Annotated in this window: 14 protein-coding genes, 1 tRNA gene and 1 pseudogene; 7 read left to right on the forward strand and 9 right to left on the reverse strand. The window is 62.7% G+C overall.

Going from position 1 to position 15,550, the window contains the following annotated elements; all coding sequences use genetic code 11:
• Positions 1-207: 207 nt before the first annotated feature.
• Positions 208-1,209: pseudogene (locus tag HU719_RS00725) on the forward strand (Fic family protein).
• A 9-nt stretch (positions 1,210-1,218) separates the two neighbouring features.
• Here HU719_RS00725 and HU719_RS00730 read toward each other — a convergent pair.
• From HU719_RS00730 to HU719_RS00770, 9 genes are all read right to left on the reverse strand, one after another.
• A complete protein-coding gene (locus HU719_RS00730) occupies positions 1,219-2,379 on the reverse strand; it encodes an MFS transporter (protein ID WP_186537024.1) in 1,161 nt (386 codons plus the stop codon).
• 550 nt (positions 2,380-2,929) lie between these two features.
• Positions 2,930-4,030 (reverse strand): redox-regulated ATPase YchF, encoded by a 1,101-nt coding sequence (gene ychF, locus HU719_RS00735; RefSeq protein ID WP_186521629.1) that lies wholly within the window; start codon positions 4,028-4,030, stop codon positions 2,930-2,932.
• 23 nt (positions 4,031-4,053) lie between these two features.
• Positions 4,054-4,638 carry an aminoacyl-tRNA hydrolase gene (pth, locus tag HU719_RS00740; RefSeq protein WP_186521627.1) on the reverse strand — a complete coding sequence of 195 codons (585 nt, stop codon included), beginning with the start codon at positions 4,636-4,638 and terminating at the stop codon, positions 4,054-4,056.
• Positions 4,639-4,717: 79 nt separating this feature from the next.
• Entirely contained in the window at positions 4,718-5,314 is a 597-nt protein-coding gene (locus HU719_RS00745) for a 50S ribosomal protein L25/general stress protein Ctc (protein WP_186537025.1), read from the reverse strand.
• Positions 5,315-5,436: 122 nt separating this feature from the next.
• Positions 5,437-6,378, reverse strand: a complete 942-nt coding sequence (locus HU719_RS00750; protein ID WP_186521623.1) for a ribose-phosphate diphosphokinase — start codon at positions 6,376-6,378, stop codon at positions 5,437-5,439.
• A 47-nt stretch (positions 6,379-6,425) separates the two neighbouring features.
• Positions 6,426-6,500, reverse strand: a tRNA-Gln gene (locus HU719_RS00755).
• Between the two features lie 20 nt (positions 6,501-6,520).
• Entirely contained in the window at positions 6,521-7,381 is an 861-nt protein-coding gene (gene ispE, locus HU719_RS00760; protein ID WP_186537026.1) for a 4-(cytidine 5'-diphospho)-2-C-methyl-D-erythritol kinase, read from the reverse strand.
• A gap of 4 nt (positions 7,382-7,385) precedes the next feature.
• Positions 7,386-8,003, reverse strand: a complete 618-nt coding sequence (gene lolB, locus HU719_RS00765) for a lipoprotein insertase outer membrane protein LolB (RefSeq protein WP_186537027.1) — start codon at positions 8,001-8,003, stop codon at positions 7,386-7,388.
• 3 nt (positions 8,004-8,006) lie between these two features.
• The gene (locus tag HU719_RS00770; RefSeq protein WP_186537028.1) at positions 8,007-9,728 is read right to left on the reverse strand and encodes a tetratricopeptide repeat protein; all 1,722 of its coding nucleotides are present in this window, start codon (positions 9,726-9,728) and stop codon (positions 8,007-8,009) included.
• Between the two features lie 249 nt (positions 9,729-9,977).
• Between HU719_RS00770 and hemA the strand changes: the two genes are divergently transcribed.
• The 6 genes from hemA to HU719_RS00800 all read left to right on the forward strand — a co-directional run bounded on the left by hemA (position 9,978) and on the right by HU719_RS00800 (position 15,332).
• Positions 9,978-11,255: a glutamyl-tRNA reductase gene (hemA, locus tag HU719_RS00775; RefSeq protein ID WP_186521615.1), complete on the forward strand. Its 1,278-nt coding sequence runs from the start codon at positions 9,978-9,980 to the stop codon at positions 11,253-11,255.
• Complete coding sequence (gene prfA, locus HU719_RS00780; protein ID WP_186537029.1) at positions 11,252-12,334, forward strand: peptide chain release factor 1; 1,083 nt, start codon at positions 11,252-11,254, stop codon at positions 12,332-12,334. Before hemA ends, prfA begins: the two co-directional genes overlap by 4 nt.
• Position 12,335: 1 nt before the next feature.
• A complete protein-coding gene (gene prmC / locus HU719_RS00785) occupies positions 12,336-13,166 on the forward strand; it encodes a peptide chain release factor N(5)-glutamine methyltransferase (protein WP_186537030.1) in 831 nt (276 codons plus the stop codon).
• The gene (locus HU719_RS00790; RefSeq protein WP_186521604.1) at positions 13,160-13,915 is read left to right on the forward strand and encodes a molybdopterin-synthase adenylyltransferase MoeB; all 756 of its coding nucleotides are present in this window, start codon (positions 13,160-13,162) and stop codon (positions 13,913-13,915) included. Before prmC ends, HU719_RS00790 begins: the two co-directional genes overlap by 7 nt.
• Positions 13,908-14,705 (forward strand): glutamate racemase, encoded by a 798-nt coding sequence (gene murI, locus HU719_RS00795; protein ID WP_186537031.1) that lies wholly within the window; start codon positions 13,908-13,910, stop codon positions 14,703-14,705. The genes HU719_RS00790 and murI overlap by 8 nt, the downstream gene beginning before the upstream one ends.
• Positions 14,706-14,813: 108 nt before the next feature.
• Positions 14,814-15,332, forward strand: coding sequence for an acyloxyacyl hydrolase (locus tag HU719_RS00800; protein ID WP_186521602.1), 519 nt, complete (start codon positions 14,814-14,816; stop codon positions 15,330-15,332).
• Positions 15,333-15,550: the final 218 nt, after the last annotated feature.

Here is a 15,550-nt window from a genome sequence, read left to right on the forward strand (position 1 = left end):
ACTGTTCTTGTGATTGTGGTGAAGCGATTCTGGTGTGCGCAGGCTGGGCGACAAATCGGCTGGGGCAAATAATCAGTTCAGAAAATCGTGAACCAATGTTGTCGCTAGCTTTACCCTGCCGTTATCACTGGCTAAGGTGTCGACAGCCTCTGTCTGGTGACAGGGCGCTGTTTTTGAATGCAACTGAAATCGATGGAACCTCTGCCCATGAGCAAATATCAGCCGCCGCTGACCGTGACCCCGACCATGCTGGCGCTGGTGGCTGATATCAGTGAGCAAGTGGGGGTGCTGACTGCCAATCGAGAAGCTGCGCTGACGCCGCAGTTGCGCAGGGGCAACCGCATCCGCACCATTCAGGCATCCCTTGCCATCGAGAACAACACCCTGAGCGTCGAGCAGGTCACCGCAGTGCTGGATGGCAAGCGTGTGCTGGGCTTGCCGCGCGAAATTCAGGAAGTGCGAAATGCGTTCTGCACCTATGAAGCGATGGGCAACTGGCGTCCTGAGCGTCAGGCAGACCTGTTGGCCGCGCACAAGTCGCTGATGGCCGGGTTGATCGACAACGCTGGGCATTTTCGCGAGGGCGGGGTAGGTATCTATCGGGAGCAGCGTCTGCTGCATATGGCCCCGCCAGCCAGCCGTTTACAGCCCTTGATGCACGACCTGCTGGCCTGGTTGGGCGCGAGTGACTGGCACCCGCTGATCAGCAGTTGTGTTTTTCATTACGAATTCGAGTTCATCCACCCGTTTGCCGATGGCAACGGGCGCATGGGGCGTTTATGGCAGACCCTGATCCTGAGCCGCTGGCGCCCTGTGTTAGCTTACTTGCCGGTGTAGTCGGTGATCTGTGCGCAGCAGGAGGCTTATTACGCTGCGCTGGCGGCGGCAGACAGGGCGGGTGAAGCCACGCCTTTTGTCGAGTACATGTTGCGAGCATTGTTGGAGGCCTTGGTCGAGACCGATCAAGTAACCGATCAAGTAACCGATCAAGTAACCGATCAAGTAACCGATCAAGTAGCGCGACTGCTTGATGTGCTCAGACCGGGTGTCGCGTTGAAGGCCAATGAGTTGATGCAGCGCCTGGAGCTGACTCACCGGCCGACCTTCAGTGCCAACTACCTCAAGCCGGCATTGGCGGCGGGCCTGATCGAGATGACAAACCCCGCTTCTCCACGGAGTCCAGGCCAGCAATACCGGCGCGTCTTGTAGGGCCCTGACTCATGGCGCCAGCTTTAGCTCAACGCCGCGAGGCATTGAAATCCACATCGCCAGCCCCGCCGCCAGCGCGGTCAGCAGCGCCCCAGCCCAGGGCGTCGCTGACAAGGCTGCACCCGTAATCACCACGCCGCCAATGGCCGAGCCAAGCCCGACGCCCAGGTGCATCGCCGAAAGGTTCAGGCTCATGCCCGCCGGGAAGGTATCCGCACCGCGTGTGGCCAGGTAGCTCTGCACCACGGGCGAGGTGGTCCAGCTGAGCGCGCCCCAGAGCATCATCGCCGGCAAGAACAGCCAAGGCGTGCCGGCGCAGAACGGCAGCGCCAGCAGGCTTGCAAGGTACAGCAGCGGCGCCAGCAGGATTGCCTGGCTTGCGCCCAGACGGTCGGCCATCCAGCCGCCGACATAGCCACCCGCCACACCGGCAATGCCGAAGGCGGCAAACACGGCTGCGAGCCAAGCCGCCGGCACGTTGGCGATATGCTGGGCGTAGGGCGCCAGATACGCGAACACCGTGAAATGCCCGGCGATCATCAGTAGCGACACCAGCTGTGCCGCCAGCAAGCGGCCATCGCGCAGGTGGCGCAGGTAGCTGGCCAAGGCGATGGGCTCGCTGCCCTGCAATTGCGGCAAGCCGCGCCAGGCCATCAGCAGCACCGCGGTCGCCAGCAGGCTCAGCCCAGCAAATACGCCGCGCCAGCCCAGCACCTCGCTCAGCAGCATACCGGCAGGCACGCCCAGTACCAGCGAACTGCAGATGCCCATGAAGATTACCCCAATGGCACGCCCGCGCAGGGCGGCCGGCACCATGCGCGTGGCCATCAGTGTGCAGATCAGGCAGGTGAGGGCGCTGGTCGCGGCCATGCCCAGGCGTGCAACCAACAGTGTGCTGTAGCCTGGCGCGATGGCTGCCAGCAGGTTGAACAGGGCGAACACGCCCAGTGCGGCGCACAGCAAGCGGCGCAGCGGCAGACGGGCGGTGAGCAAAGGAGAGAAGGGCGCGGCGAGGGCGAAGCTCAAGGAGAAGGCCGTGGTCAGTTGCCCGGCTACGCCAAGCGGTACCTCGAGGCCATCGGCCAGTACCGGCAGAATGCCGACGGTGATGTTTTCGGCCATGCCGGTGACAAAGGTCGCCAGGGCCAGTAGCCAGATACGCGGGTTCATGCGGTGCCTCCGATAAACAGCCGGCCGTGGCCCGGACCGGTTGGTCCCGAAGGCTGACCGGCAAGGTCAGGTCCATCGGGTTTCGAGGCAGTGCTTCGGTTATCCCGCGTTCAACTGTTGGAAAGTGTAAGGGCTTGGGCTGTCATGTGAAAGCCCAGGCACAGTGTTGCCCTCGCTCGCGTAATCGCGGTAGTTCGGCGCCCTGACTAGCTCCCACAGGATCTCTACTGGCTTCAGGTCGATATGTCATTTTGTGGAAGATTCTAGGGGTCTGTGCAAGCCCTCCAGGGCCTCATCGCAGGCTGGCGCCAGCTCCCACAGGGACCCCATGAACTAGAAGTCAGTGAATACCTGTGGGAGCTGGCGATAGCCTGCGATGGGGCCCTCCCGAGAGCAAATTACCCTGAAGCCGAAATCGATCAAACAGGTGTGCCGCCCAACGCTATCGCGGGGCAAGCCCGCTCCCACCGGTACTGCAGAACAACTGGCCACAAAAAACCCCTTGAGGCATGACCTCAAGGGGTTTGAGCTTACGCCAGGCTTCTTGCGCTTAGACGTTGAAGCGGAAGTGCATCACGTCGCCATCTTTGACGATGTATTCCTTGCCTTCCAGGCGCCATTTACCGGCTTCCTTGGCACCGCTCTCACCCTTGAACTGGATGAAGTCGTCATAGGCCACCACTTCGGCGCGGATGAAGCCTTTTTCGAAGTCGGTGTGGATCACGCCAGCGGCCTGCGGTGCGGTGGCACCGATGCGCACGGTCCAGGCGCGGACTTCCTGAACGCCGGCAGTGAAGTAGGTCTGCAGGTTCAGCAGCTCGTAGCCGGCGCGGATTACGCGGTTCAGGCCAGGCTCTTCCAGGCCCAGGGCCTCAAGGAACATGTCCTTCTCTTCACCGTCGTCCAGCTCGGCGATCTCGGCTTCGATCTTGTTGCACACCGGTACAACCACCGCGCCTTCTTCTTCGGCAATGGCCTTGACCACGTCCAGGTGCGGGTTGTTATCAAAGCCGTCTTCGGCGACGTTGGCGATGTACATGACCGGCTTGCTGGTCAGCAGGTGGAAGCCACGGATGACGGCTTTTTCGTCCTCAGCCATGTGCTTCATCAGGCTGCGCGCAGGCTTGCCTTCGGTGAAGTGCGGGATCAGCTTTTCCAGAATGGCCTTTTGCGCCAGGGCGTCTTTATCGCCGCCTTTGGCGTTGCGGGTGACTTTCTGCAGTTGCTTCTCGCAGCTGTCCAGGTCGGCGAAGATCAGTTCGAGGTCGATGATCTCGATGTCGCGCTTGGGGTCGACGCTGTTGGAGACGTGGATCACGTTCTCGTCTTCGAAGCAGCGCACCACGTGGGCGATGGCGTCGGTTTCACGGATGTTGGCCAAAAACTTGTTGCCCAGGCCTTCACCTTTGGACGCACCGGCAACCAGGCCCGCAATGTCGACGAACTCCATGGTGGTCGGCAGGATGCGGTTTGGTTTGACGATCTCGGCCAGCGCCGCCAGGCGGGCGTCGGGCATCGGCACGATGCCGCTGTTCGGCTCGATGGTGCAGAAGGGGAAGTTCTCCGCCGCAATGCCGGACTTGGTCAGGGCGTTGAAGAGGGTGGACTTGCCGACGTTGGGCAGGCCGACGATGCCGCAGTTGAAACCCATGGGAATTCCCCTCGGTAGAGTGGTCAGGCCTTCTGGCTGTGCAGCTCGCGCATCGCCTTGGCGAAATCGCCAGCGAGCACATCCGGCAGCACGCCGAGGGCAAAATCGATGCTGGCGTCGAGCTTCTCCTGCTCGGCGCGCGGCGCGCGGCCCAGGACGAAGTTGGAGACCAGTTTGGCGTCGCCCGGGTGGCCAATGCCAAGCCGCAGGCGGTGGAAGTCGTTCTGGTTGCCGAGCTGCGCGATGATGTCGCGCAGGCCGTTATGCCCGCCATGGCCGCCGCCCTTCTTGAGCTTGGCGACGCCGGGGGGCAGGTCGAGTTCGTCGTGGGCCACCAGAATGGCGTCCGGTTTGATCCGGAAGAAATTCGCCAATGCCGCCACGGACTGGCCGCTGCGGTTCATGTAGGTGGTGGGGATCAACAGACGAACATCGTTGCCTTGATGGCTGAATTTTGCCGTCAGGCCGAAATACTTGCGATCAGCGGTCAAGCAGACGCGCTGGGCGCTGGCAATGCGCTCAACGAAAAGAGCCCCTGCGTTATGCCGGGTCTGTTCGTATTCGGGGCCGGGGTTACCCAGGCCAACGATCAACTGGATGGCGGTCACGTCAGGGGCTCTTCCTTGGAGTTGGTGGGTTACAGGGCGCGCGGCACTGTAACCCGGTCAACGCCGGCGTGCGAGTGGATTACTCGGCAGCGCCTTCTTGTGCTTCTGGTGCAACGCGTGGAGCGTGAACGTTGGCAACAGCCTTGTCATCACCGTGGGCCAGAGCGACGAACTCTACGCCTTTAGGCGCTTTGAGGTCCGACAAGTGGATGATGGTGCCGATTTCGGCCTTGGACAGGTCGACTTCGATGAACTCAGGCAGGTCTTTGGCTTCGCAGGAAACTTCGATCTGAGCTTCAACGTGCGAGATCTCGCCGCCTTTCTTGACCGGGGCTTCTTCGCCGACGAAGTGAACTGGAACCTGAGCGGTCAGTTTCTGGCCAGCAACGACGCGAATGAAGTCGGCGTGCATGATGAACTGCTTGGCTGGGTGACGCTGCATAGCCTTGACGATGACGTTTTGCTTGGTGCCGTCAACGTTCAGCTCGATAACGTGGCTGTAGGCAGCTTCGTTTTCGAACAGTTTGGCGAGTTCCTTGGCCAGGATGGTCACGGACTGGGCGTCTTTGTTGCCACCGTAAACAACGGCAGGCACGTTCAGCGAGTGACGCAGGCGGCGGCTCGCACCTTTCCCCAGGTCAGTACGCGCTTGGGCGTTCAGGGTAAAATCAGTCATTTTGTTTCTCCAAAATAGCCCCCCGAGGGCGTTTGCGACCAGCGCCGGACGGGGATGGCAAAAAAGCCCCGCCCCGGCAACAGGTGCCGGGGCGGGGCGCTTCATATCAACACGTGGTCCGCTTAGCGGAACATCGCACTGATCGATTCTTCATTGCTGATGCGACGCATCGCTTCAGCGACAACCGGTGCGATATCCAGCTGGCGGATACGGTCACAGGCTTGAGCAGCGGCGGACAGCGGGATGGTGTTGGTCACCACCAGTTCGTCCAGTACCGACTTCTCGATGTTTTCGATCGCGCGGCCCGACAGAACAGGGTGCGTGCAGTAGGCGTAAACCTTGGCAGCGCCGTGTTCTTTCAAGGCTTTGGCCGCATGGCACAGGGTGCCGGCGGTGTCGACCATGTCGTCTACCAGGATGCAAGTGCGCCCTTCGACGTCGCCGATGATGTGCATAACCTCGGAGTGGTTAGCCTTCTCGCGGCGTTTGTCGATGATCCCGAGATCGACACCCAGGGACTTGGCAACGGCGCGTGCACGCACAACGCCACCGATGTCCGGGGAGACGATCATCAGGTTCTCGAAACGCTGGTCTTCGATATCGTCGACCAGTACGGGCGAGCCGTAGATGTTGTCGACAGGAATATCGAAGAAACCCTGGATCTGGTCAGCGTGCAGGTCGACGGTGAGAACACGGTCGATACCCACGACAGTGAGCATGTCAGCGACAACTTTGGCGCTGATGGCTACACGTGCCGAACGCGGACGGCGGTCCTGGCGGGCGTATCCGAAGTAAGGAATCACGGCGGTGATTCGGGATGCTGAGGAGCGGCGGAAGGCGTCGGCCATCACTACCAGTTCCATCAGGTTATCGTTGGTCGGGGCGCAGGTCGGCTGAATAATGAATACGTCTTTACCGCGGACATTTTCATTGATCTCAGTGCTGATTTCGCCGTCGGAGAACTTACCGACAGAGACGTCACCGAGAGGGATATGCAGCTGACGTACGACACGCCGAGCCAGATCGGGGTTAGCGTTCCCCGTAAAGACCATCATCTTGGACACGCGCAGTACCTGAAGGCTGAGGGTATACCTGGATGAGTATAGGAAAATGGCAGGGGCGGCTGGATTCGAACCAACGCATGGCAGGATCAAAACCTGCTGCCTTACCGCTTGGCGACGCCCCTGTATCTGTTGCTGCGAACTCTTATGAGCTCGACTTCTTGATCAGACTTTGCAGCTTGCGATGCAACATCGAAATATTGCTTCCTTTTGCCACAAACCCTGCTTGGGTCTCTGAAAGAAGGGCCAGAACTTTATCAGCTTCGGCTTTGCTTGGGAAGGCCCCAAACACGCAACTTCCAGTTCCGGTCATTCGTGCTTCGGTGTATTTACCCAGAGAATTCAGCGCATTGCGAACTTCTGGATACCGTTGCTCTACTACCGGTTGGCAGTCATTTCGACTGTTTCCCTCGGGAACGGGGCGCATCTTAAGGGGGAGGGAATCACGTGTCAACTCTGGATGCGAAAAAATTTCCGCTGTGCTGACAGACACTTGCGGGACCAGCACCACATACCATGGCTCGGCAGGATCGACCGGAGTCAGTTGCTCGCCCACGCCTTGGGCGAAAGCTGCGTGGCCGCGCACGAACACCGGTACATCGGCGCCAAGGGCCAGGCCCAAGGCTGCCAGGCGGTCTTCATCCCAGTCGAGCTGCCATAAATGCGCCAGGCCCAGCAGCGTGGTGGCAGCGTCCGAGCTGCCACCGCCGATGCCGCCGCCCATGGGCAGTACCTTGTGCAGCCAGATATCAGCCCCCAGGCTGGTGCCCGATTGCGCCTGTAGCAGGCGCGCGGCGCGCACGATCAGGTTGCTGTCGTGGGGGACGCCTTGAATGTCGCTGTGCAGGCAGATCTGCCCGTCTTCGCGCAGCGCGTAGCTCAGCTCGTCGCCATGGTCGAGAAACTGGAACACCGTTTCCAGCTCGTGGTAACCGTCGGCGCGCCGGCCGGTGATGTGCAACCACAGGTTGAGCTTGGCCGGGGCCGGCAGTACCAGTGTGTGCATGGAGTCAGTGCCCCAGCTGGCGGGGCTGCCAGTCCTTGACCACCAGGGTTACGTCGATGTTTTCGCCATGCAGCTTCAGCCGCTCGGGCAGCCAGTAGCCGTTTTGCTCGGTGTAGCTCAGGTATTCCACTTGCCAGCCGTCCTGGGTCAGTGCGGCCAGGCGGCTGTCGCCGTCCAGGGTCAACTGGCTCTTGGTGTCCGGGGCGGGCAGGCCGCGCACCCACCACACCAGGTGCGAAATCGGCAGGCGCCAGCCAAGTTGTTCTTCAAGCAGCGCTTCTGGGTCCGCCGCTTCGAAGGTGCCTTGGTTGGCCACTTCCAGGGCCACGCCACCGGGGCGGCCGGTCAGGCGGGCGGCGCCACGGCCAAGCGGGCCGGCCAGGCGGATGTCGTAGTAGTCCTGGCGTTGCAGCCAGAACAGCGTGCCGCTGCCGGAATCGCGCGGGGCACGGATACCGACCTTGCCGCTGATCTGCCAGCCGTCGAGGGTGCTCAATTGCTGTTTGTGCTCGCGCCATTGTTGCGCGTTGCCCTGGCCGCGAACGGCTTCTTTGTTGCCCAAGCCTGCACAACCGGCCAGCAGGGCGATGAGGGTGAGGGTAATGCAATGACGCAGCAGCATGGTTTACAGGCTCTCGGATCCGGTCAGGCGCAACAGGGTCTTGCGCAGGATGGGGCTGTCAGGCTGGGCTTCGAAGCCCTTGGCCCAGATCTGCCGGGCTTCGCGGCGCTTGCCGTTGGCCCACAGAACTTCGCCCAGGTGGGACGCCACTTCGTGGTCAGGGAAACGCTCGAACGCCTGGCGCAGCAGGCGCTCGGCTTCATCGAGCTTGCCCATGCGGTAGTTGACCCAGCCCAGGCTGTCGAGCACGGCAGGGTCATCCGGGGTCAGCTGGTACGCCTTGTCGATCAACGTCTTGGCTTCGGCATAGCGGCTGGTGCGGTCGGCCAGGGTATAACCCAGGGCGTTGAGCGCCATGGCGTTTTCTGGCTCGCGGGTGAGGATCGCACGCAGGTCTTTTTCCATTTGCGGCAAATCGTCGCGTTTTTCGGCGAGCATGGCGCGGGTATAGAGCAGGTTCAGGTCGTCCGGGTAGCGTTTGGTTGCCTGTTGCAGCAGCAGATCGGCCTCATCTTCCTTGCCATTGTTACCCAGGCTTTCGGCCTCGATCAGGTACAACTGGATGGCGTAGTCGGGCTGCGCTTCGCGGGCTTCGGCAAGCAGGCGCGAGGCTTCGGAACTGCGGCCATTGGCAATCAGAATGTCGGCCTGGCGCAGTTGCGCAGGCAGGTAATCCGGGCCGGTGCCGACCAGCGCGTATTCACGCAGGGCGGCAGCGGGCAAGCCGCGCTCTTCGCGCAGGCGGCCCAGGTTGAAGTGCGCGGCATCGACGTTGGCGTCGCGCTCGACCAGCTCTTGCAGATAACCTTCGGCTTCATCCCAGTGCTTGGTTTCCAGGCACACCAAGGCTAGCGAATAGCGGATTTCGTCGTCTTCGGGGTACTGCTGCAGCAGGCTTTCGAACTCGGCCTTGGCGTCGTCGATGCGGTCCTGCTCAACCAGGGTGCGCGCGTAGGTCAGGCGCAGGCGCTTGTCATCGGGGTTGTCGCGGATGGCGCCGCGCAGCAGCGGCAGGGCCTCGGGGCCACGGTTCAGGGTTTGCAGCAGGCGCGCGCGCAGCAGCACCGGGGCGATTTCGCCATTTTGCGGTGGGTGCGCTTCAAGCAGGTCGAGCGCCTGTTGCGGCTTTTCGTCCTGGTTGAGCAGCAGCGCCTTGCCGAACACCAGTTGGCTGTTCTCGGGGTACTTGACCAGCAGGCGATCGAAGCTTTGCATCAAGCCGTCGCGGGTGCTTTGGTCGGTTTCGGCCGCCGACAGGGCGAGGAAGTCGAAATGCGTGTCGCCCTGGCCTTGCAGGACCTTTTCCATGTAAGCCATGGAATCGTCGTAGCGCCCGGCGCGGGCCAGCTGGATGGCTGCGGCGCGCTGGGCGTCGAGGTTCTGTGGGTCGTTGCGGGCCCAGATGAGCGCGGTGTCCAGGGCCGGCTCGTCGGCGCCCAGGTACTCGGCAATGCGGTAGGCGCGCTCGGAAACACCAGGGTCCTGGGTTTTTTCGGCCTGGTCTGCGTAGTTGGCCAGGGCGATATCGAAGCGGTTGCGCTGGCCGGCCAGCTCGGCAACCAACAGGCTGTAGAGCGTGTCCTGCTTGAACGATCCGTACTCCATAGGCTTGTCTGCGTGCTTGCCGGCGTCGGCAGCGGGCGACTGGGCGTCCGTCTTCGGCGCCAGGCTCTGGCAGCCTTGAAGCAGGGCGAGGGTAAGCAGCAATGCGTAGGATTTGTTCATAGAAGGCTTTTGAGGGCTTAAACCGGCGGTCGGAGCATGATGACACAAGCGTGGAGGCAAACCCACCCACGCAGCATGTGGTTGAATGCGACCTTCTTGGCAGGGGGAGGTTCCTGTAGCGACGGGGGCTGAAACCATCCTTCATGGGGTTGCTGGCTACTCGGTATCACGACAATAGCGAACGGTGGTTGTTCTGGAACCTGCGAAGTAGGACAATTATCGGCTTCACGTCCCCACCAGCGATCTTGCATGGCCTTTCTTGCACTTGGTATCAACCATAAGACTGCCTCGGTAGACGTACGCGAGCGCGTGGCGTTTACCCCAGAGCAACTGGTCGACGCCCTGCAGCAGCTCTGCCGACTGACCGCCAGCCGCGAGGCTGCGATCCTGTCCACCTGCAACCGCAGCGAGCTATATATAGAGCAGGACCAGCTCGGCGCCGATGCGGTGCTGCAGTGGCTGGCTGACTATCACCAGCTCAGCCTCGAGGAGCTGCGCGCCAGCGCCTACATCCACGAGGAGCACGAGGCGGTCAAACACATGATGCGGGTCGCCTCCGGGCTCGACTCGCTGGTGCTTGGCGAGCCGCAGATTCTCGGCCAGATGAAGTCGGCCTACGCCGTTGCCCGCGAGGCCGGCACTGTCGGGCCGCTGCTCGGGCGCCTGTTCCAGGCGACGTTCAGCGCTGCCAAGCAGGTGCGCACCGATACCGCCATCGGCGAGAACCCGGTGTCGGTGGCGTTCGCCGCCGTGAGCCTGGCCAAGCAAATCTTCTCTGACCTGGGGCGCAGCCAGGCGTTGCTGATCGGTGCTGGCGAAACCATCACCCTGGTTGCCCGCCACCTGCACGAGCAGGGCGTGCGCCGCATTGTCGTGGCCAACCGCACCCTTGAGCGCGCCAGCATGCTCGCCGAGCAGTTCGGCGCCCACGCCGTATTGCTGTCGGAAATCCCCCAGGAGCTGGTGCACAGCGACATCGTCATCAGTTCCACCGCCAGCCAGTTGCCGATTCTGGGTAAGGGCGCGGTGGAAAGCGCGCTGAAGCAGCGCCGGCACAAGCCGATCTTCATGGTCGACATCGCCGTGCCGCGGGATATCGAGCCGCAGGTCGGCGAGCTGGACGACGTTTACCTGTACACCGTCGACGACCTGCACGAAGTCGTCGCCGAGAACCTCAAGAGCCGCCAGGGCGCCGCGCAAGCTGCCGAAGAGCTGGTCTCGGCCGGCGCCGACGATTTCATGGTGCGCCTGCGCGAGCTGGCGGCGGTCGATGTGCTCAAGGCTTATCGCCAGCAAAGCGAGCGTCTGCGCGACGAAGAACTGCAAAAGGCCCTGCGTTCGCTGGGCAATGGCAGCAACCCCGAGGACGTGCTCATGCAACTGGCCCGGGGCCTGACCAACAAGCTGCTGCACGCCCCCAGCGTGCAGCTGAAAAAGCTCTCAGCCGAAGGCCGCGTCGATGCGCTGGCCATGGCCCAGGAGCTGTTTGCCCTCCACGAGGGCTCGACGGACAAAACCCCGCAATGAAAGCGTCGCTGCTGAACAAACTGGATACCCTCCAGGACCGCTTCGAGGAACTCACCGCGCTGCTGGGTGATGCCGAAGTCATTTCCGACCAGACCCGCTTTCGCGCCTATTCCCGCGAATACGCCGAAGTCGAGCCGGTAGTCGCCGCCTATAAAGAGTGGCGCAAGGTGCAGGACGACCTGGAGGGCGCCCAGGCGCTGCTCAAGGACGCCGACCCCGATATGCGCGAGATGGCCGTCGACGAGGTGCGCGACGCCAAGGAGCAACTGGTGGGCCTTGAGTCGCAACTGCAACGCATGCTGCTGCCCAAGGACCCCAATGACGGGCGTAACGTGTTCCTTGAAATCCGTGCAGGTACGGGCGGCGACGAGGCGGCGATCTTCTCCGGCGACCTGTTCCGCATGTACTCGCGCTATGCCGAAAAACGCGGCTGGCGCCTGGAGATCCTCTCGGAAAACGAGGGCGAGCACGGCGGCTACAAGGAAATCATCGCCCGCGTCGAAGGCGACAGCGTGTACGGCAAGCTCAAGTTCGAGTCCGGCGCCCACCGCGTCCAGCGTGTGCCCGAGACCGAATCGCAGGGCCGCATCCACACCTCGGCGTGTACCGTGGCGGTGCTGGCCGAACCTGACGAGCAGGTCGCCATCGAGATCAACCCGTCCGACCTGCGGGTGGATACCTACCGCGCATCGGGTGCCGGTGGTCAGCACATCAACAAGACCGACTCGGCAATCCGCATCACCCACTTGCCGACCGGTATCGTGGTGGAGTGCCAGGAAGAGCGTTCGCAGCACAAGAACCGTGCCCGCGCCATGTCCTGGCTGTCGGCCAAGCTCAACGACATCCAGACCAGCGCTGCGCAAAACGCCATCGCCAGCGAGCGCAAGTTGCTGGTGGGTTCGGGTGATCGCTCCGAGCGCATCCGCACCTACAATTATCCACAGGGCCGGGTTACCGACCACCGCATCAACCTCACGCTCTATTGCCTGGACGACGTGCTCGCCGGTGGCGTGGATGCGGTAATCGAACCGCTGCTGGCCGAATACCAGGCCGATCAGTTGGCCGCCCTAGGGGACTGACATGACCATCATCGCCAGCCTGCTGCGCAATGCGCAGTTGCCTGAATCGCCAAGCGAGCGCCTGGACGCCGAGCTGCTGCTGGCAGCCGCCTTGGGCAAGTCGCGCAGTTACCTGCATACCTGGCCCGAGCGCATCGTCAGCAGCGAGGCGGCCGAGACCTATTCGGTGTTTCTGGCGCGCCGCCGCGCGGGTGAGCCGGTGGCGTATATCCTCGGCCAGCAGGGCTTCTGGAAGCTCGACCTGGAAGTGGCACCGCACACCTTGATCCCGCGCCCGGACACCGAGCTGCTGGTTGAAACCGCACTCCAACTGCTGCCGGCCAAGCCTGCACGGGTGCTTGACCTTGGCACCGGCACGGGCGCCATCGCCCTGGCCCTGGCCAACGAATGCCCGGCCTGGCAGGTCACCGCCGTGGACCGCATCGACGAGGCCGTGGCCCTGGCCGAGCGCAATCGCCAGCGCCTCGGGCTGGATAATGTGCAGGTGCTTGGCAGCCACTGGTTTGCGGCGCTGGCCGATGAGTGTTTTGACCTGATTCTAAGCAACCCCCCGTACATTCGCGCGGCCGACCCGCACCTGGTCGAAGGCGACGTGCGTTTCGAGCCCAGCAGCGCCCTGGTAGCTGGCGAAGACGGCCTGGATGACCTGCGCGTCATCGTCGCCCAAGCGCCGCAGCATCTGCTGCCCGGTGGCTGGCTGCTGCTCGAGCATGGTTACGACCAGGCCGCTGCCGTGCGTGAGTTGCTGGTTGCCAGTGGCTTCAACGACGTTGCCAGCCGCATTGACCTTGGCGGCCATGAACGCATCAGCCTGGGGCGCCGCCCATGCTGAGCGACCAGGAGCTGCTGCGCTACAGCCGGCAGATCCTGCTGTCGCAGGTCGATATCGACGGCCAGCTGAAACTCAAACAGGCCAAGGCTCTGGTGGTCGGCCTCGGCGGGCTTGGCTCGCCGGTGGCGCTGTACCTGGCCGCCGCGGGGGTGGGCGCGCTGCATCTGGCCGACTTCGACACGGTCGACCTGACCAACCTGCAACGCCAGGTCATTCATGACAGCGCAAGCGTCGGTATGAGCAAGGTCGATTCGGCCATCCAGCGCTTGCAGGCGATCAACCCCGAAGTCGCCCTTGTGGCCCACCGCCAGGCGCTGGATGACGACACCCTCGCTGCCGCCGTGGCGGCGGTGGATGTGGTGCTGGACTGCTCGGACAACTTCACTACCCGCGAAGCGGTCAATGCTGCCTGCGTCGACGCTGGCAAGCCGTTGGTCAGCGGCGCGGCGATCCGCCTCGAAGGCCAGCTTTCGGTGTTCGACACCCGCCGTGACAACAGTCCTTGCTACCACTGCCTGTACGGCCATGGCAGCGAGGCTGAGCTGACCTGCAGCGAGGCTGGCGTACTCGGCCCGTTGGTTGGCCTGGTGGGTAGCCTGCAGGCGCTCGAAGCCATAAAGCTGTTGGCAGGTTTTGGCGAGCCGCTGGTCGGGCGCTTGCTGTTGATCGATGCCCTCAGCACGCGCATGCGCGAGTTGCGGGTCAAGCGCGACCCCGCCTGCGCCGTGTGCGCCAGCCGCCATGGCTGAAGCCTCGGCGCCAGTGGGCGTAATGGATTCGGGCGTTGGCGGGTTGTCGGTGCTGGCTGAAATCCAGCGCTTGCTGCCCAACGAATCGTTGCTCTATGTGGCCGACAGCGGGCATGTACCCTACGGCGAGAAATCCCCGGACTACATTCGCCGGCGGCTGCGCCACATCGCCGGGTTTTTCCGTGAGCAAGGTGCCAAGGCGATGGTCCTGGCCTGCAACACCGCAACGGTGGCAGCGGTGGCCGACCTGCGCGAACTGTACCCGGACTGGCCGCTGGTAGGCATGGAGCCTGCGGTAAAGCCTGCCGCCGCCGCGACCCGCTCTGGCGTGGTCGGCGTGCTGGCCACCACCGGCACGTTGCAGAGCGCCAAGTTCGCCGCCTTGCTCGACCGTTTTGCCAATGACGTGCAGGTGATCACCCAGCCCTGCCCGGGCTTGGTGGAGTGCATCGAGTGTGGCGACCTGGCGAGCCCGGCCTTGCGCCACTTGCTGGCAGGTTACGTTCAGCCCCTGCTGGCAGCCGGTTGCGACACCTTGATTCTGGGCTGCACCCACTACCCCTTCCTGCGCCCGCTACTGGCCGAGCTGGTGCCGGGCGATGTCGCCATCATCGATACCGGCGCCGCCGTGGCTCGCCAACTGCAACGCCTGCTTGGCGCCCGTGAACTGCTCGCTGCAGGCCCGGCGCAGGGCACGCGGTTCTGGAGTAGTGGCGACCCCGCCATGCTGAAAAAAGTGCTGCCGCTGCTGTGGCACCAATCATGCGGCGTGCAACGCTTCGAAATGTAAAAAAAGCGTGAAAATTCGTTGGAACTATCGTTCCACCGCTGGTTTCTATCCTTCAGCCTGCATGGCAGGCCAGCACTGACAACAACAGCGCAATGAAGGGTGTTTCCAATGAACAAGCTGTGCACTTTGGCGGCCTTTGCCGCGCTTTCACTAGGGCAGGTCATAACGGCTCAGGCGGCGGATGTTTCGCTGTCGGTGGGCCAGACCGGTGACTCCACCATGGTCTACCGGTTGGGGCTGCAATCGAACTGGGACGCCAGTTGGTGGCAGACCAGTGTCGGGCGTGTGACCGGCTATTGGGATGGGGCCTATACGTATTGGGATGGCGACGAGACTGCCAGCAACCACAGCCTTTCGTTTGCGCCGGTGTTCGTCTACGAGTTTGCCGGGGACTCGGTCAAACCGTATATCGAGGCGGGTATCGGGGTTGCGGCGTTTTCCAGTACCCAGCTTGAGAGCAACGAGCTGGGGTCGTCGTTCCAGTTCGAGGACCGCATCGGTTTCGGCTTGCGCTTTGCGGGCGGGCAGGAGATTGGCGTGCGGGCGATTCACTACTCCAACGCCGGCATCAAGCAGCCTAACGATGGCGTCGAGAGTTACGCGCTGCACTACCGTATGCCGCTGTAAGGCTTGTGGTTTTAGCCGCCTGCACCGGCCTCATCGCAGGCTGGCGCCAGCTCTCATAGAACAAACGCTAACTGTCCGATTTACATCGAAACGTGGGAGCGGGCTTGCCCAGCGATAGCGATAGCACTGCCAGCATCGCATCGCGGGGCAAGCCCGCTCCCACGGTGCCCAGTTCTCTGCGCGACAGCGCAGCCCGGAAGGGCTGGGTGATCTCCCAC

It is taken from the genome of Pseudomonas farsensis, from assembly GCF_014268805.2.
GTDB classification, from domain to species: domain Bacteria; phylum Pseudomonadota; class Gammaproteobacteria; order Pseudomonadales; family Pseudomonadaceae; genus Aquipseudomonas; species Aquipseudomonas farsensis.